Annotated in this window: 15 protein-coding genes; 5 read left to right on the forward strand and 10 right to left on the reverse strand. The window is 47.2% G+C overall.

Annotated elements, in window-relative coordinates; translation table 11 throughout:
- Positions 1-85: 85 nt before the first annotated feature.
- The 4 genes from BN1360_RS25470 to BN1360_RS25485 form a co-directional block, all read right to left on the reverse strand.
- Entirely contained in the window at positions 86-925 is an 840-nt protein-coding gene (locus tag BN1360_RS25470; RefSeq protein WP_068782665.1) for a carbohydrate ABC transporter permease, read from the reverse strand.
- On the reverse strand, positions 912-1,790 hold the full coding sequence (locus BN1360_RS25475) for a carbohydrate ABC transporter permease (RefSeq protein WP_229521154.1): 879 nt from the start codon (positions 1,788-1,790) through the stop codon (positions 912-914). The genes BN1360_RS25470 and BN1360_RS25475 overlap by 14 nt, the downstream gene beginning before the upstream one ends.
- Complete coding sequence (locus tag BN1360_RS25480; RefSeq protein WP_068782667.1) at positions 1,790-3,106, reverse strand: ABC transporter substrate-binding protein; 1,317 nt, start codon at positions 3,104-3,106, stop codon at positions 1,790-1,792. The genes BN1360_RS25475 and BN1360_RS25480 overlap by 1 nt, the downstream gene beginning before the upstream one ends.
- Positions 3,107-3,631: 525 nt before the next feature.
- The gene (locus tag BN1360_RS25485) at positions 3,632-4,660 is read right to left on the reverse strand and encodes a LacI family DNA-binding transcriptional regulator (protein WP_068782668.1); all 1,029 of its coding nucleotides are present in this window, start codon (positions 4,658-4,660) and stop codon (positions 3,632-3,634) included.
- A 297-nt stretch (positions 4,661-4,957) separates the two neighbouring features.
- Between BN1360_RS25485 and BN1360_RS25490 the strand changes: the two genes are divergently transcribed.
- The 4 genes from BN1360_RS25490 to BN1360_RS25505 all read left to right on the forward strand — a co-directional run bounded on the left by BN1360_RS25490 (position 4,958) and on the right by BN1360_RS25505 (position 11,581).
- The gene (locus tag BN1360_RS25490) at positions 4,958-7,528 is read left to right on the forward strand and encodes a beta-mannosidase (protein ID WP_068782669.1); all 2,571 of its coding nucleotides are present in this window, start codon (positions 4,958-4,960) and stop codon (positions 7,526-7,528) included.
- A 26-nt stretch (positions 7,529-7,554) separates the two neighbouring features.
- Positions 7,555-8,565 carry a zinc-dependent alcohol dehydrogenase family protein gene (locus BN1360_RS25495; RefSeq protein WP_068782670.1) on the forward strand — a complete coding sequence of 337 codons (1,011 nt, stop codon included), beginning with the start codon at positions 7,555-7,557 and terminating at the stop codon, positions 8,563-8,565.
- Positions 8,566-8,807: 242 nt separating this feature from the next.
- Positions 8,808-10,172, forward strand: coding sequence for a guanine deaminase (gene guaD, locus BN1360_RS25500; protein WP_068782671.1), 1,365 nt, complete (start codon positions 8,808-8,810; stop codon positions 10,170-10,172).
- A 38-nt stretch (positions 10,173-10,210) separates the two neighbouring features.
- A complete protein-coding gene (locus tag BN1360_RS25505; protein ID WP_068782672.1) occupies positions 10,211-11,581 on the forward strand; it encodes a uracil-xanthine permease family protein in 1,371 nt (456 codons plus the stop codon).
- A 39-nt stretch (positions 11,582-11,620) separates the two neighbouring features.
- Here BN1360_RS25505 and BN1360_RS25510 read toward each other — a convergent pair whose 3' ends face one another.
- From BN1360_RS25510 to BN1360_RS25530, 5 genes are all read right to left on the reverse strand, one after another.
- Positions 11,621-12,310, reverse strand: coding sequence for a class I SAM-dependent methyltransferase (locus BN1360_RS25510; RefSeq protein WP_068782712.1), 690 nt, complete (start codon positions 12,308-12,310; stop codon positions 11,621-11,623).
- A gap of 18 nt (positions 12,311-12,328) precedes the next feature.
- On the reverse strand, positions 12,329-12,901 hold the full coding sequence (locus BN1360_RS25515; protein WP_068782673.1) for a hypothetical protein: 573 nt from the start codon (positions 12,899-12,901) through the stop codon (positions 12,329-12,331).
- Positions 12,898-13,239, reverse strand: a complete 342-nt coding sequence (locus BN1360_RS25520; RefSeq protein WP_420707927.1) for a PadR family transcriptional regulator — start codon at positions 13,237-13,239, stop codon at positions 12,898-12,900. The genes BN1360_RS25515 and BN1360_RS25520 overlap by 4 nt, the downstream gene beginning before the upstream one ends.
- 146 nt (positions 13,240-13,385) lie before the next feature.
- On the reverse strand, positions 13,386-14,864 hold the full coding sequence (locus BN1360_RS25525; protein ID WP_068782674.1) for a (Fe-S)-binding protein: 1,479 nt from the start codon (positions 14,862-14,864) through the stop codon (positions 13,386-13,388).
- Positions 14,861-16,276 (reverse strand): FAD-binding oxidoreductase, encoded by a 1,416-nt coding sequence (locus tag BN1360_RS25530; RefSeq protein ID WP_068782675.1) that lies wholly within the window; start codon positions 16,274-16,276, stop codon positions 14,861-14,863. The genes BN1360_RS25525 and BN1360_RS25530 overlap by 4 nt, the downstream gene beginning before the upstream one ends.
- 271 nt (positions 16,277-16,547) lie before the next feature.
- On the opposite strand from BN1360_RS25530, the gene BN1360_RS25535 reads away from it, so the two are divergent.
- A complete protein-coding gene (locus BN1360_RS25535; RefSeq protein WP_068782676.1) occupies positions 16,548-17,237 on the forward strand; it encodes a FadR/GntR family transcriptional regulator in 690 nt (229 codons plus the stop codon).
- A gap of 215 nt (positions 17,238-17,452) precedes the next feature.
- Here the strand turns inward: BN1360_RS25535 and BN1360_RS25540 are convergent, their stop codons facing one another.
- Positions 17,453-18,676: a NupC/NupG family nucleoside CNT transporter gene (locus BN1360_RS25540; RefSeq protein WP_068782677.1), complete on the reverse strand. Its 1,224-nt coding sequence runs from the start codon at positions 18,674-18,676 to the stop codon at positions 17,453-17,455.
- Between the last annotated feature and the right edge of the window lie 14 nt (positions 18,677-18,690).

Genomic DNA, 18,690 nt, shown 5'->3' on the forward strand with positions numbered 1-18,690 from the left:
CACAAAAACCTTGGAATCTATCTCCGCTGCTCCCACAATACCACCTCATGCTATGCTCATCAGGATGAAAAATAATGGCACCCTATTATTTAAGACTAAACTGCATGCCTTCCTTGAACTTCTTACCAAAGATCGCAAACATGATGATAATCGGAACCGTAAGAATTACGGATGCTGCATACAAAGGACCCGGATAGCTTCCATAAGGTCCGAACATTTGGGATAAGAGTACGTTCAGGGTCAGCATATTATCACTGCGCACAACAAGCATATCCCATAGGAGTTCTGTCCAACGTTCCATCAGCAAGAATAAGAAGATGACAGCTGTGATAGACCTCGACATCGGCATCATAATTCGATACAGAATCTTGAAATCAGAGGCCCCATCAAGCTTTGCCGCTTCAATGAATACAGTAGGAATTGCCTTGAAGAAGTTGGTGTACATAAAGATCGCCCATAAGCTGACAGCCTTTGGAATGATCATAGCCCAGTACGTATCATACAGCCCCACCTTTTGAATCACGAGAAACTGAGGGATGAGCAGTATAATCGCCGGGAAGAACATATGGAACAATACAAAGTTATTCACCGTATCGCGTCCTCTGAAATTCAGCTTGGACAGCGCATATGCTACCATGACACCAAACAACATCATAAGAGCCGTAGATGCCAAGGACACAAGAATACTGTTAAAAAATGAGTTCACCCATGGTCTGGCAATACCAACTTCTCCACCCGTGAACAACCATCCATATGATTTCAACGTAAATTTCGAGGGTACAAGCTGCTTATCAATCTGTGTCCAATCTGCAAAGGAGTTAAGCACCATATACAGGTAAGGGTAGACCATTACAAGCAACAGCGCTGTCGCAACAATATATCGGATTGATAGACGAAGTTTGCTTTTTCTTTTAGACCCAACCATTTCGCTTACCCCAGCTTTCCAGAAGTTTTCTAATCACGAAAATGGAGATAAAGGTCACTACAGACGCCAGGATAGCAATTGCGGATGCATATCCTGCTTGCAGATTCGTAAAGGCCTGATTGTAGATCTCCATCTGCCATGTATTCGTTGCATAGTTTGGCCCACCGCCTGTTAACTGGTACACCTCTGTAAATATTCCGAAAGTGACCCCAAAGGATAATATTAAGGTTGTATAGAGAGCTGGGTATAACAGCGGCAACGTAATTTTCCAGAACCGCTGACGATCCGTAACACCATCAATCGCGGCAGCTTCATACACTTCACGATCAATACTCTCAAGACCTGAGGTTAGTATGAGCGCATAATAACCGGTAAATTTCCAGGCCAGAATAATTCCTACAATAGCAAGGGCTGAGATAGGTGATCCAAGCCAGTCAATATCCCAACCAAAGGTATTGCGCAAAAATTGATTTACAGGGCTGTTATAAGACAAAAAGCCTTTGGCAATCAGAGAAGATACAACCCCTGAAGATAGATATGGCAAGAAGAAGCCAATCAGATACAAGCTCTTTAACTTTGTCAACCCCTGTACCAATACAGCTACTGCCAAAGACATCACAGTAACAAGTGGCACAAATAGCAGCATGAACTTATACGTAACCCAGAACGAAGATTGTACACCCGGTGATGCCAATGCCTTCGCAAAGTTTTTGAACCCCACAAAATCATACGTCGGTGCTATCAAGTCCCAATTTGTAAAGGCAAGATAGAACGACCAGACGAGCGGGCCCAGGAAAAATATAAGTCCAAAAATAAGGTAGGGACTGGCAAAGAGCCAGCCCAACCGATTATTTTGTTTATTGATCATTGCTGAAGTTCCCCTTCAATGGCTTTCTTCATATTATTCCAAGCCGTCTGCGGATCAATTTCGCCACGAACAATTTTGTTAAAAGCTTCTGAACCAATCAACGTTTGCAGTTCATTAAAGCGTGGATTATCAATAGAAGGAACTGCCTTGGATACAGCTTCTGCAAAAGGTCCAAGCTCTGGCTTCTCTGCTATGACATTTTTGAACTCTTCAAGCTCCATCAAGTCGTCACGCGCAGGAGGCAAGTTTGTTTTTTGGAACCAAGCAACATCATTGGCACTATCGGAATATACCCATTTGAGGAATTCTGCAGCAGCCTCTTGTTTATCTTTCGGAGCGCTTGCAAAGATCACAAGCCCCTTCGCATCGGCATAAGTCTTGGAATCAGCCGGATCCATATTGTCTGGTACCGGAGGCAACGTAAGATCATAGTTTTCTTTGTATTTCAATTCAGGATATTTTTCTTTCCACATATCAAACGTCCATGGACCGATATCGGTGAACACACCCAAGCCTGTTTCAAATGGGTCTGTTGCCTGCTTGGTAAGGACCGCTTTCTCCTTCACAAGATCACTTACAAACGTAAGCATCTCTATACCGGCCTTCTCATCACCTACAAAATTGGAGCCTTCGATAAATTTGTTGCCATCGGAAGCAGCGTTATACATGATGAAGAAATCAAACCAACGCTTCCAGGCCGTAGGATCAGCCAAGTCAGCACCTTTCCCCCACATGAATTTATCAGGGTATTTTGCTTTTAGCTTCTTTGCTGCATCAAGTACTTCGCTATATGTTTTTGGCGGCTCATTATAGCCGATTTCCTTAAGAATATCTGTACGCCAGCCGATCAGCATCGGATTGGAGTAGATCGGAAGCACGTATTGATGACCATCAGCAAATTCCCAAGGCTTAATCGTTTCTGCCATGTTGCGTTTTTCAATGATTTCCTTGAATTGTGGCAGTTCTTCAAGTGCGACAAGCGCTTTACTGTTAGACAGCTGAGCGGCGAAGCCACGGTTGATATTTTCGGAAATCGTAGGCGCATTGCCGCCTGCAATTGCCGCCTGAATACTTGCTTCGGAACTTGGAGATTCTTTGATGGCACTTACATTAACTTTCACCTTAGGGTTAACGGCAGCATATTTATCAGCCATTTCCTTCCAGAATACTTGTTGGGGTGGATTTGGCGCTGCCCAGAAATCGATGGAGATTACTCCATCTGCACTTTCAGCACCTCCGCCTTTCGAACATCCTCCAAGTACACTAGCAACCATCGCAGTTAGAGCAAGAATTAGCAAAAGTTTCCTTTTCATGATAGTATAGCCTCCTCATTAATAAAATGCTCTCACTTCATTCCTTTTATCCCTGTATTACAAACAAGATATAGTAACGTTACAAAATTAATTACTATAAATTATTGTAAGCGGTTAAAAACATTATTAAACATAAAATTCCGCTTGTCAAACGTAAATTACCACCATTAATACTTCTCCAACAAAATATTTTAGTTAGTTTAGACCACCTTCTTATCCTTTTTCATTAAAAAAATTTAGATTATCCATCTATTAGATTATGATCCAAATCCTCATTGTAACATTAATTGTACATTATCATCAAAATAAATCAAGTTACTATAATCACATTCGTAATGTTCCCTGTCATTATTTTAAGATAACATTTTAAAGTTAGCAGGGCTTATTATAGCTATATTTCTATAAATTTTCCTTAGCAATAGCCCAAAGATAACCTTAAACATTACAAAGGATTATTAATAATTACAGTAAAAGAGCACAAAAAAAGACCGCAGGAATAAATTCCATGCAGTCTGTTCCAAAGCATTATATCAAAACATTTGACTCTCTTGGTCTCGTTGTCGATTCTCTAGCAATCAGCATAGTTGGCAGCAATATTTCCACAAATGGCTCGTGCTTATGATCCATTCTCCAGAATAATTGCTCCACAGCCTTGCGTCCAAATGTCTTCAAATCAATTCCCATCGTCGTAGTTAGTGGTGTAGATAATTGGGACAATTGCCCATTATCGAAACTGCAAATCGATACCTGCTGCGGAATTTGAAAGCCCTGTTGCTGTAACGTCGAATTTAAAATGAAGCCAAGACCATCGTTAACGCAAAACCAAGCCGTGGGTTGATCAGCAATTGATTTGATGGCATTCATCATATATTCAGTTTGTTCCGTTGCATCCAGCAAGAGCCATTCCTTGCGCATTTCAAGCCCAGCTTCCCGCATCGCGAGTCGGAATCCCTCATATCGTTCATAATAACTTGGAGAAAAATTGATGTCGCCCACAAAACCGATATTCCGATGACCCAGCTCAGTCAGATAATGAATGGCTTCATAGGCTGCGAAGCGATTGTTCGTCAATATGCAATCTGCCTTTACAGCCGGATAATGATGGTCGATCAGTACGGTTGGGAGCCCTTTGGAAATCACCTTATTCATATAAGGTGTACTTAGATGAGAGAGGATAAGTATACCTTCTACACCTTGATTCTCTAATATGGGTGGCAGGATCAGCGCTTCTTCGGATTCTTGGCTAATGGATTGAATTAGCAATTGTTTACCACGCTGTCTCGTCTCTTGCTCCACGCTTAAGTAGATTTCACCAAAAAAGCCCTTTTGGGCAAAAGCAAAGTCGGATGCAATTAAAGCAATATATCCAGACTGATCCGTCTGACTCTTCTTGCGTCCCGCCTGGTAGATATAACCCATTTGTTCCGCTGTATCAAGAATTAGCTTTCTCGTCTCTTCGCTTACTCCATCCTTGCCGGATATAGCCTGTGATACAGAATTTTTGGAGAGATTGAGCTGATCAGCAATATCTTGCATTGTTACTTTAGATTTCATCAGAGAGTCCCTCCTTTCCAAATTCAAATTTAAACATTACAAATAATTATAACGTTACAAAAAAAAGCGGTCAATATTAGTATTAATGGTACTGTTAAAAACTATACTCCCTTTGGCAGCAATTTATTTGACATTAAATTAAGGCTAATCAATAATGTTTTAGTAATGAGATTACTAATCATTTGTAATTTAAACTCATTTACATTATCAATTTTTGTAATGTTATTATGACAGTTTCAATCATGGAACTATAAGTATAGCCTCAGGTTTTTGGCTTGCTTCGGAATGGAGAATTATATGGAACTACAAGAGAACTGGAAGCTGCGGGATTTCGATGTAGGTGAAGCTCGCGATTTGGAGGTTGCCTCTCCCGAGTATATTGACTATTTCTGGATGACTGCCAAAGTACCTGGCGATGTGCACAGCACGTTGATCGAGCGGGGGATTATTGCAGATCCTTTCTATGGACATAACGATCAACAGTCGCGCTGGGTCGAGGACAAGGTATGGTGGTATCGCAACACCTTTGAGTGGTTTGGCGAACAGGATGACCAGGAACGCATTGAATTGGTCTTCGATGGGTTGGATACTTATGCAACTGTGTACCTGAACGGGGTGGAGCTTGACTCCACTGACAATATGTTTATTGCCCATTCATTTGAAGTTACACGTGAATTGAAGAAAGGCAAGAATGTCCTTGCCGTCAAAATTGATCCCGTACATCTGCATGCTCAAGCCAAAATGCAATATTATTGGTCCGGTTTCAGCAAGAAGCGAATTTGGACACGCAAGGCTCAATACCACTATGGATGGGACTGGGGTCCACGGCTTGTATGTGCAGGTATTTGGAAGGGGGTACATCTCCTCAAGCGCCGCAACGCTTATATAGATAGCGTATTCGCCCGCACATCAACAATAACGGACAAGGCAGCAGCTGTTGAAGTAACAGTAGACGTATTGTCATTCAACAAAGACAAGCCTTGCTCGGCTTATGTGGAATTGATCGATACCGAAAACAACCGGGTCGCCTCAGAAATAATCCCATTCGATCGTTGTAATGGACTGGTCCAAGACGGTGCAATTTGTGCATATAGCTTAAGCAGCGAAGCATGTCTAAACATTTCAAACCCATCCTTATGGTGGACGCACGACCTAGGTGTACCGTATTTATACCATTTGAAAGTAACGCTTCTATATAACGAAAAGTCTGTTGACGTACATGAGCAGCCATTTGGCATCCGTACGGTTGAACTTATGCAGCGGGATGAACATGGACAGCAGACCTTTACCTTCGTATTAAATGGTATAAAGCTGTTTGCCAAAGGAGCCAACTGGATTCCTATCGACAGCTTCATGGCTGCTGTGCCAGATTCTCGATACCAGCATCTCATTCATATGTCAAAAGACGCCAATATGAACATGCTGCGTGTCTGGGGAGGCGGCATCTATGAACGCGATATTTTCTACGATGAATGTGATCGGCTTGGTTTACTGGTATGGCAGGACTTCATGTTTGCCTGTGCCTTATATCCGGACTATAATCGCAACTTCATGAATAATGTGCGGCGGGAGATCGAGCAAGTCGTAAAACGACTGCGTAGTCGAACTTGCCTGGCTTTATGGTGCGGGAATAACGAGAACGATTGGCTGTACGAGGCGCTTCGTTCAAGCGGAGAGATCCCTCATCCATTTTATGGCGAGAAGATTTACCACGAGCTGATGCCAGCTCTGCTGGAGACGCTAGATCCAACACGGACTTTCTGGCCAAGTTCTCCTTACGGGGGGAATGACCACAACTCGCGTGAGGAAGGCGACACTCATAACTGGCAAGTGTGGCATGGCAATATTGAACCACGGGAGTTCGGTCAGCCGCAGTTGCAGGACTATAGCATGGACGGTTTATCCTTCAAGAAGTTCAAAGGCGACACGACCCGATTCGCAAGCGAATTCGGCATGCATGCATCATCCAATCGCTACACTTTGCAGCGCAACATCCCCGAGAATCAATTCTTCTGGGGCAGCGATGAGATGAAGTACCGCAATAAGGATATCCATCATGCGAAGGGAATTCTGCTCATGGAAGGATTTACAGGTGCTCCGGGGAATATAGAAGAGTATCTGGACTACTCTATGCTAACCCAAGCGGAAGGATTAAAATACGGCATCGAACACTACCGCCGCAACAAACCGGAGACAAGCGGGGCTCTGTTCTGGCAATTGAACGATTGCTGGCCGGGAACAAGCTGGTCTGTTATCGACTATTATGGACTCGCGAAGGCGGCGTATCACTATGCGCGCAAGTTTTTTGCCCCTGTGCTGATCACTGCGGATCATGATGCGGGGAAAGACCTGATATTGTGGGTAATTAACGACAGGCTGGATGACTACAAAGATACAGTACGGCTAACGGTGTATCGCATGGATGGATCGGTGTTGTCCATCCAAGAATTCGACGTATCGGTACCTGCAAATAGCAAGCTTCAGATTGCTGCGCTAACGGAAATGGAATTGACAGCCGAAGCCAATGCCGCAGATGTTGTATGTGTAGCCAGTTCTGCAAGCTCTATTACCGAGGATAACTTCATCTACTTGCGCGATTATAAGGACATGCGATTCAATCCAGCGCAGCTGCGGGTAAGCGTTGACAAGTCAGCCGATCTTGTCCGGATATCGACAGATCAGGCAGCTCGTATGGTCAAGCTTGAACTCGACGAGGAATGGCTCGTCATGAATGACAACTTCTTCGACCTGCTTCCAGGCCAGATCAAAGAGATTCAAGTTAAGCAGGTCAATGGCAAGACGATCCCTTGGGAGACACTTCGCGTGTCCGCCTTAAATACTAATGGGGATAGCATCACACGGTTTTAATATTATTGAGAAATGAGATGAGGAGCATGAAGGCTGCAGTTCTTCACGGAGCATTAAATATGAAAGTTGAAGAGTGGAGTGAACCAGCACCCGGCAAACATGAAGTTCTGCTTCAAATTGCTTGCTGCGGCATATGCGGTACAGACCAGCATATTTATCACGGTCACCCAGGCTCAGCTGAGGTAAATCCCCCGATTGTGCTGGGCCATGAACTCTCGGGAGTCGTCTTGGCCGTAGGCGAAGCTGTATTTACTCTACAGCAGGGAGACCGGGTATCCGTTGATCCGAATATCTATTGCGGGGCATGCGAGTATTGCCGTAATGGGCGGGCTCACCTGTGCGACAAGCTAAATGCCGTTGGTGTGACACGGGACGGCGGAATGGCTGAGCGATGCATCGTTCCCGCTTCCAACTGCTACAAGCTACCGAATCATTTAAGTATGCTTGAAGGAGCAATGGTCGAGCCGCTTGGCTGTGTGCTGCACGGCTACAAGAAATTGGAGCTGCGGGCGAATCATCATGTGTTGATCGCAGGCGGCGGCTTCATTGGACAGTTGTTCCTCCAGCTTGTCAAGGCAGCAGGCGTTGCGCACATCACCGTGAGCGAGCCAAACCCGAACAAGCGGGAGGCACTGCTGAAGCTTGGCGCTGACAATGTCGTGTCACCATTTGATCCAACTGAGGCTGCGGGACTGCTGAGCTCGGCAGATCTCGTCATCGAATGTGTCGGGCGAACTGAATCAGTCGAGTTAGCCATTAAAGCAGCGCGTAAAGGAGGACAGGTGTTGATCTTCGGAGTTGCCTCGCCAGATGCGCAAGCATCCTTCTCGCCCTTCGATGTCTTTAGCAAAGAGCTGCGAATTATGGGCTCTTTTATCAACCCGTACACCCATGAGGAAGCAATTACACTCATTGCGCAGAATATTGTGCAAATTGAGCCGCTTATCAGCCATCGTATTGACCTTGAGGAACTGCCGGAATTTATGACTTCCTATCCTAAGCTAAATGTAACAAAAGCCATCATAATGCCTTCTTAATTAGAAAGTTAGAAAGCTGATCCTTAGTCCTGAGCAGAACAATAAGACGTATCGCTTAACCTGCATGCAGAATAAAGCGATACGTCTTTATTATTTACTCTCTATTTTACAGATAATGAACGAATTCCCTACAACAATTAAACAAGTCGTTATCTATATTCGTCTTTTGTTATGGACTAATCTGTTTTAACGGATTATAATAGCTTTTATCATATGAAAATACGAACATTAAGGCGGTAACTATGGAACAATATATGCAATTATTTCAAGGAACTGCTTTTTCCAGTACTTCTGCCAAAGAAGTTCAAATATTAAAAGACTATCTGTTTGCGATCAATGCAGAGGGCGTGATCAAGAAGGTCATCGCTCCGGAGGATGCGGAATACCAGCCTTTGCTGGAGGCCTATCAAGGCAAGAGCAACTTCCGTCGTTTGGCTGAGGGCCAGTATTTGCTGCCCGGGTTCATCGATCTGCATGTGCACGCACCGCAATGGGCGCAATCCGGGACAGCCCTGGACATTCCGCTCTATGACTGGCTGAATACGTACACTTTCCCGCTGGAATCCAAATTTGCGGATCTTGATTTCGCCGAGAAAGTCTATGAGGATCTGGTCAGCACTTTGCTCGCGAACGGGACAACGACCGTACTTTATTTTGCTACCGTGCATAAAGAGGCCAGTCTATTGCTGGCTGAGCTCTGTGTGAAGAAAGGACAACGCGGACTCGTCGGCAAGGTGGTGATGGATGATCCGGCGCAAAACCCGGAATATTACCGTGATGCAGATACCCATTCAGCACTGGCGGATACGGAGGATTTTATTCTCGCCGTTCGGGAACTAGCCAAAACCGCAAAGCAGGGCGTCTATCCCGTAGTAACACCACGCTTCATTCCCAGCTGTACGGATGAAGCTTTGCGAGGCCTGGGCAAGCTTGCTGACAAATATGACGCCTATGTCCAGTCACACTGCAGTGAAAGCGATTGGGCGCATGGTTATGTTCGGGATCGATTGGATAAAAATGATGCCTTTGCATTGCGCGATTTCGGCCTGCTACGGGAGAAGTCGGTTATGGCGCATTGCAATTTCCTGGACGAGCCTGATGCGGATTTATTCGCAGAGACTGGAACCGCGATTGCGCACTGCCCGATCTCGAATGCCTATTTTGCCAATAGCGTTATTCCGGTTGCCCATTTCCATGGCAAAGGCATTGATATCGGGCTGGGCACGGACATATCCGGCGGTTTCTCGCCGAGTCTGTTCGATAATATAAGACAAGCCGTCATCTCTTCGAGAATGCTGGAGGATGGTGTTGATCCTTCCCTCCCCGCACATAAGCGCGGTGTTCCGGAGTCGCGGATTACGGTCGATGAAGCGTTCTACCTGGCGACAGCCGGAGGCGGTGAGAGTCTAAGCCTGCCGATCGGTCGCCTTGAACAGAATTATGCGTGGGATGTACAGATCATCGATACGAAAATGCCTTCTGCCAAGCTGCCGATCTTTGATGAGAATGAAGACTGGCATGGGATTTTTGAGAAGATCATCTATCTGGCCAGACCTGAAAACATCCGTGAAGTATGGGTACAGGGTATGAAGGTTCATTCTCGTTAAAATACAAAAAAACTATAATATTCGAGGTGTACATCCCAGTGAAAACAGAAGCAGTCAACCAGGGGCAAGCTCAAACCCATTCATCGCAGCTAACAGTTCTGCCCGATCAGAAGGTATCATTTGGCAAGTCCGCCCTTCTGGGCTTGCAGCATGTATTAGCAATGGACGTCTATGTGGTTCCTTTCCTGATCGCCATGCTGATCGGCTTGCAATCCAACCAGTCCAGCGCACTGATCCAATCTACCTTTATCGCTGCGGGGTTAGCCACGATTGTGCAGAGCTACTTCTGCATGAAGCTGCCGATCGCTCAAGGTCCTTCGTATGTTCCGCTTGGCGCAATTGTCAGCATCTATGCCGCCAGCGGAGGCGGGCAGCTAGGCTGGAATTCCGTGCTGGGCGCCAGCCTTGTCGGTGCGGTTCTCGTTATTATTTTGGGGATGAGCGGCGTGTTCAATAAGATCGTCAAATCCTTCATTCCGCCGATTGTGGGCGGCACGATCATTTTTATTGTGGGTCTGTCTTTATTGCCAGTGGGGATCAGGGACAATATTTATGAAGCCGCTGATGCGACGATCAATCAGAACGTGATGCTGGCCCTAATCTCAGGCGCAGTGCTGCTGCTCTTTGTAATCCTCGGTTCCCTGCTAGGGACCAAAGGATCATTATTCCGGATTATGTCCGTCCTGTTCGCATTAATCGGCGGATGTATCGCTGCTAATTTTATGGGAGTACTGGACTTCTCGGCAGTTAGCCAAGCCAACTGGTTCAGCATGCCGCAGATCCCCTTTGCCGACTTCGGCTTCTCCTTCAATTTCTCGGCTATTATCACGATGGTCATTATTTATCTGGTGCTGCTCGCTGAAACAACGGGGACCTGGTTCGCTGTCAGCAATGTCATCGATCAACCGTTAACCGATCAAAATATTAACCGAGGGGTCATCGGCGAAGGCATTAGCTGTCTGATCGCCTCTCTGCTCGGCTCTACTCCGGTTACAGGCTATTCCACCAATGCCGGCATTATTTCCATTACCGGGATTGCCAGCCGCCGAGTCTTCCTTGCCGTTGGTGGCTGGTTCGTTATCTTTGGCTGTTCCGGTAAGCTGGCTGCTCTAATTGCATCGATCCCGACGGCTGTCATCGGCGGCGTATTCTGCATTGTCTGCGGCATTATCGCCATTAACGGCATACAGGTCATGAAGAACGAGCGGATCGGCGAGAAAGAGATGTACATCGTCGCCATTCCGATGATTCTAACTTTGGCATTAGTGCTTATTCCGAAGGATTACTTGTATTCCTTGCCTACCTTCGTGCAATATTTGCTGGGTTCGCCAATCCTGGCCGCTTCCCTGGCGGCTATCTTGCTGAATAAGTTCTTGCCTGGCCGCAAGGAGACGCTAAGCGAAAAATAACAGATATTTTTAAATGAGGGCAGCCCCACAGGAGGTATGTTAAATCATACTTTTGGGGCTGTCCTGCTCTGGTTTATACAGCCAGACTTGAAAGCCGATTCCGTGTTTTTCGATCTTATGTTTCGGGAAGTCTGTCTGCGCTATCAGATCCTCGAACCCTTCGCGGGTATAGGCGCCGTTCTTCAAAAAAGTTTGGAACGACAGTTTGACAAACCAGCGATCAAAGCCTTTCATACCGGATTTTTGAATTTCGTTCTCGATATCCTCACTCGTGGCTTCGTGGTTCATGTCCAGAATAAGCGCCGCACCGCCGGGCTTGATAACACGATACATTTCCTGCAAAGCCTTCAGTGGTTCGCTGAAATTTTTGAACGCAGCGGAGCAAATTATGAAATCATAAACGCCATCGGCCAAGGGCATTGCAGAGGCATTTCCCTGCCGAAAGTCTACATTTACGCCAGCTTCTCTGGCGTTACGCTTCTCAATCTCCACGAAATCCGCGCTGATTTCCAAGCCGGTTACCGAGTAGCCTTGCTTCGCTAGCTCGATGGCCAGATAGCCGGGGCCAGGAGCGACTTCCAGCAACTCCGCTCCATTTTCAACATATCCGCTTACGATATCAGCATATTCCCGCATCTCCGAAAGACGCGACTTACGGGTGTTATTGTCATACCATTTCGCCATCCAGCCGGTGATGCCCAAATCTTTCTTGCGGCGAGCCGTTTTCATATAGGACATAAACAGCACCTACTTTCTCTTCATAGATATAAGCGCATGGCTTATTTCTCCCAGCCCTATGCCAATAATCGCTCCAACCCCGGTACCGATCAGCGTATAGATCCATCCATTTTGCATAAAGGCAGGAACGCCTCCACTAGTGAGAAACCCGATCAGGGAACCGATAGCAACACCTAAAAACAGGAACCCGCCGTAGAATAGTCCGACAGCCTCATAGTCTGCAGGATCACGATTTTCATAATACTGGCGGAAACGCTCATGAAGATCAGCTTGGAAATCAGAATCACCTGAAGCCGCGAGCTTATCCCTTGCCTTTTCAAAAGCTTCCTCTTCCGATAAGCCCTGAGATATCAGATCGCTCATGTAGTCGCTCATGTAGAGGATCATATCATTACGCGCCTCATGCGCCTGATCCGAGCTGCTCTTAAATCTGGCTAATTTCCTGCCGATTTTATGTTTGGTCTGATTGGTTTTGGCCCGCAGCTTTTCCAGATAGGTCATCTCCGCCTCCTCCAGATAATGCTGCGCCTGTTCCTTGGCAAACTGATCTATCTTTCGAAGTGTTTCATTGCTGAAGCTCATCCTTCATTGCCTCCTTTATTTCTTAAAATTTGGATACGTTCGTTTAAGAAATCCCATCGTGCCCAAAATGACATCAATTCATCCCGCCCTCGCTCATTGAGAGTGTAGAACTTCCTTGGCGGACCAATTCCGGACGGCTTTTTCACGATATGAACCAGCTTGTTTTTTTCCAGTCGTACTAACAAAGCATAAACGGTGCCTTCGGCAATCCCTTCAAAACCAAGAGCATTGAGCCGCTTTACAATCTCATAACCGTAAATCTCATCCCGTCCGATGATTTCCAGCACCATTCCCTCCAACACTCCTTTGAGCATTTCACTTAGATTATCCAAACACATACACCTCACAAGAACAATATTGACATGTGTTGAGGTACTTAATATTACTGAGTACCGCTACATAATAACGCAGAGTAGTGTCGTTGTCAACGAGCAAGCAGCTATATGAATATAAAAAAACGCCCCTAAGGGCGCGGGATGAACTCTTATTTCATTACTTTCTCGACTTTCTCCGCAAAATAATCAACCACATGCATCACCCTCAGACGATCCTGTGCCTGCTCCCGCTCAACGCCAATCTTCATCTGCAGCAGACAGCCGGGATTGCTGGTCAGAATGATCGATGCTCCTGTCTCATTCACTTTATCCATTTTGTGATCCAAAATATCATTCGCCATCTTCGACTGCATCAGATTATAAATCCCGGCTGAACCGCAGCAGCCTTCCGCACCTTCAAGCTCTACATAATTCAAATCGGGCAGAAGGTGAAGCAGCTGCCTTGGTCCCCGGCCTGCCTTCATGACATTCCTCAGGTGGCAGGAGTCTTGATAAGTAACTGTATCTTGAGGTGTGTGATCGGGACGTTCTTGGGAAATGAATTCTTGATCGTCAGGCCCTGCACCTACAGATTTTAATGAGTTCCATCGCTCTGAACGGAGCAGCAGCTCGCTTATATCCTTGATCTGCTGTGAGAAATGCTCCGCTTGCGGTTTCCACAGCGCATCATCCTTCAGCAGATGATCATATTCAATCAGCATGGCTCCACAACCTCCAGCGTTAGAGGCAATATAATCGACCTTGGCCTCGGCAAAGGCCTGGATATTCCTCCTGGCGAACTGCCGGGCGGTCTTCAGATCGCCGCTGTGAGAGAACAATGCTCCGCAGCAGCCCTGCGCTTCAGGAATGACCACATCATACCCGGATTCTCTCAGCAGGTTCACCGTATTCACATTCGTTTCGGTGAAGAGCACATCCATGATACAGCCGCGGAACATGCCCACAGTTCCGATCCGCTCTCCCTTGGCTGGCAGCAAGCTGGCCTTCACCCGTTTTACTACGCCTTGACTGTCAGCCTGCGGCAGGATACGCTCCAAGGTCTGAAAATGCTCTGGCAAAAATCGAAGCAGCTTCTTCTTCGCCGCATAACGCTGTAATCCGGAGCGCTGATATTTCTCTAGCAGAGCGCTAAGAGACAACATGCGATGATGGCTCTTGAAGGCAGGCTTAACCAGCTTATGCAGCCGTTTCATGTTCGGAGGCCGATCCGATTTAGAGCTATAACCGGGCCCGGGTGCAGTTTCCGTCTGCCCACTCATCTTCTTGGTCTTGGCAGAGTGAAACGGCTGTTCGAACAGCACCGACTTGGTCTGTTCCAGCAGCTGACCGTACTTCACATCGGATGGGCATACGGGCTCACAGGCCCGGCAGCCCAAGCATAGATTGATCTGCTGGCGGAACGACTCATCCGGCTCCATTACACCGTCAGCTACCGCCTTCATAAGCGCAATTCTCCCCCGCGGCGACGCAGCTTCGATGCCGGTCTCTTGATAGGTCGGACAGGAAGGCTGGCAGAAGCCGCAGCGCATGCAATTCATTAGCTCATTATAATCCAGCTGCTTCGTAAGCTCCTGCTGTAGCGTTAATAAGGATGAATCTCGCTCTTTTTTGGGATTAGGGCTGCTCATTTTGAGATCACCAGCCTTTTACGGGACGGCTTGGCGAAGATCTTGCCCGGGTTCATAATGCCGTTCGGATCGAAAACCTGCTTGATGCCCTTCATCACGCTGATCCCCGCAGTCCCTACCTTCCATTCCAGATAAGGAGCCTTTACCGTTCCGACCCCATGCTCGCCCGTAATCGTCCCGCCCATCGAGATCGCCTCCTCGAAGATCTCCGCAAAAGCTTCCTCAACGCGGTGTATTTCCTCTTCATTACGAGCATCTGTCGTACAAGTAGGATGCAAATTGCCGTCCCCGGCATGCCCGAAGGTGCATATGTTGACACGGTACTTCTCAGCAATCCGGTTAATTGCCAGGATCATATCGGCGATGGCAGATCGCGGAACGGTCGCATCTTCCAGGATCGTCGTCGGCGAGATGCGGGCAAGCGTAGATAATGCGCTTCGACGAGCCATCATCAACTGCTCCGCTTCAGCCTCGTCCTGTGCCATACGAATTTCTGTTGCCCCTTCCGACGCACAGATATTTTTGATATCAGTCATCTCCCTCTTCACCTGCTCCGGTTCCTGACCGTCCTGCTCAATCAGCAATATAGCCTGCACATCCGTGGGCAGACCGATATGATTATAATCCTCTACCACACATATCGTGGCCTGGTCCATAATTTCCAGCGTGGCCGGAATAATCCGCGCGCCAACAATCCGCGAGACCGAGCGAGCCGCCCCATAAATATCTGCAAAAGCAACCAGCATCGTCTGACGTACTCCTGGAGCAGGCAGAAGCTTTAAAGTCGCCTCCGTAATTAACGCCAGAGTTCCCTCGGAACCCACTAACAGCTTCGTCAGGTCATAACCGGCTACATCCTTGTACAGCTTGCCGCCTGTACGGATTATTTCCCCGGAGGGAAGCACCGCTTCAAGACCGATCACATAATCCTTGGTTGTGCCATACTTAAGACCTCGCAAGCCCCCTGCGCCCTCCATAATGTTGCCGCCTAATGTAGAGATGACCATGCTGCTCGGATCTGGCGGATAGAACAGTCCCCGCCGCTCCACTTCCTGATGGAACTTCCTCGTATTCAAGCCAGGCTGTACGGTAGCCGTTAGGTTGTCCGTATCCAGCTCCAGCAGCTTATTCATCCGCGATATGGCTACGACGATGCCTCCCTGCACAGGGACAGTGCCGCCGCATAGATTGCTCGCAGCGCCTCGCGGAACGATTGGGATGTGATGTTCATTGGCAAGCCTTAATATAGATTGCACCTCAGCCGTCGTCTCCGGATAGACCACCGCATCAGGCAGCGATTGCAGCATAGGGGTAGCATCATAAGAATGGGTGACCAAAGTTTCCTGATCCTCTCGGAACCGTTCCTGGCCAAGCCATTGAAGCAATGACTGTCTTACCTCAGAATCCAGCATATCATTTACACCTCTCCTCTTCCTGTCTTCATCGTAGATGAAGTCGAATCCACACAAATCGATGATTGCCATGAATTGATCGGTAACCAATAGCAATTATTCTGGACAGAAGCAGCTTAGATTCGGATAACTGTTCAGGTCATCTGATGACTTTTGGGATATTATACCTTATAATGAAAGCGTATGTATAGACTTAATTTAAAATTTGAAGGAATATAGAATTTGAGGATTATACAGCTTATCCACATCAACAAGCAGGGAGAAATCCATCATGTACCCTATCCAAATGAAAAAAGGGGCCGAACTCGTTACAGAGCATCTGCTCCAGCTATTAAAAGACGGCAGCTATGCCGAAGGGCAGCGTCTTCCCTCGGTGGAGGCGCTGGCCAAGCAATACCAAGTGGGGCGGTCCACGATTCGCGAGGCCCAAAGCGCTCTGAAAGCGATGGGCTGGCTCGATATTCGTCACGGTGGAGGTACCTTCGCACGCAGGCCGGAGCACAATCCGGCCGAGCAATTGCTCAGCTCCCTCGCCGATATGGATTCGCTCCGCTCCTTGATCGAGGCTCGCAAGCTGGTTGAGATCGGCTCAGCCGCACTCGCGGCGCGAAGAAGAACGGAACAGGATCTCACACGAATGTCCACTTGTCTGAAGCTGATGGAAAAATATCTGGACGATGAAGAGAGAAGTCAGCAGGAGGATTTACAATTCCATGTCTATCTGGCTGAAGCCAGCCACAATCCGATTCTGGTCCCGATGCTTGCCCTGTTCCATCAGGAATGTGCCAAGCATATAGGCAGCACCCGGCGCATGTGGCTGTTCGGCGAACGCGCCTCTGCACTGCAGCTATGGAATGAGCATCAGCTGATTTATGAAGCTATTTCCGTTCAAGACGAACCCCTTGCCTCCCAGCGGATGGAAGAGCATCTCACGAAGGTAGAGATGGTGCTGAACGTATAGGTGGTTAAAGGGAGGGACTTGCGTGGGCCAGCCCGGATGACCAAAAAAGGCCGCAAAAAATCGGGAACAGCTCTGTTTCAGAGGAAACCTGATTCCCGATTTCGTTTGCAGCCTATCATTTTGCAATAACTATTCAAGCTTGCCAGTCGCCAGAGTCCGTGTAGGATTATTTCAATCGACTAAAGCGATTATTGGATGCATTGCGTTGATTTCGCTTAAAAGAACATGCCTGCAATTGCCCCGCTCAGCAAATTAGCCAACGAGCCTGCAATGACCGCCTTAAATGCAAGCCCACCTACCTCACTGCTTCTCTCAGGGGATAATGAAGTAAATGAACCCAGCATGATCCCCATGGAGCCGATATTGGCAAATCCGCAGAGGGCAAAGCTAACGATAGCAACCGTCTTGTCTGACAAATGTCCCATCTGTTCAGCAAAAGAACCAAAGGCTATCATTTCATTCATCACAAGCTTCTGTCCCAGGAAGCTTCCTGCCATAGTAGCCTCTGACCAAGGAACACCAATCGCAAAGGCAATAGGCGAGAAGATCCAGCCCAGAATTAATTGCAGTGACAGTTCGCCAAAACCAAACCATCCGCCGATCCACCCAAGCAGCCCGTTGAGCAAAGCCACCATCGATATAAAAGCGATCAGCATAGCCACAATTTGCAGCGCCATTTTCATACCGGAAGAAGCGCCTTTTGAAATAATGTTAACGATGCTTTCCTTTTTCCCCGACTTGTTCTCTTCAAGCTCATGTATATCAACCTTGACGGGTACTTCCCGTTCCGGAATTATAATCTTTGCTATAATAAGCCCCGCAGGAGCCGACATAATGCTCGCGGATAATAAATATTCCATAGGTATCCCGAGCGCAGCATAAGCGACCATGATCCCGCCGGCAACAGAGGCTAGTCCGCCAACCATAACCGCGAACATTTCCGATCGCGTCAGGTATTTCATATAAGGCTTGATCATAATCGGAATTTCCTGCAGTCCCAGAAAAATATTCCCCGCTGCCGCTAAAGATTCAGACCGGCTTGTCTTCAGCAATCTGCCAAGTCCCCCGCCAATGACACGCATAAAAATCTGGACGATCCCAAAATGATATAAAATACCGATCAAAGGAGTAATAAAGACGGCCAGCATGGCCACGCGAATCGCAAAGATATTGCCTGTGGGCATCGTCTTGTCGGCCAGGCTGCCGAATACAAAGCCCAGACCTTCATACCCGTAGTGGAACAAGTTCGTAATAACCCCTGATATCGCTCTGATCACCTGCTTGCCGAGATCCCATTTCAGCACGATAAAGCCAAACAATAATTGAATAAGAAAACCTATACAAATGGTGCGATAATTGATATTTTTCTTATGGTCTGACATCAAATAGGCGATCACGAAAACAACGAAACAGCCCAGCAGTCCCCATAAAATATTCATTCTATCCACTCATT

Source organism: Paenibacillus sp. GM2 (assembly GCF_900069005.2).
Taxonomy (GTDB): Bacteria; Bacillota; Bacilli; order Paenibacillales; family Paenibacillaceae; genus Fontibacillus.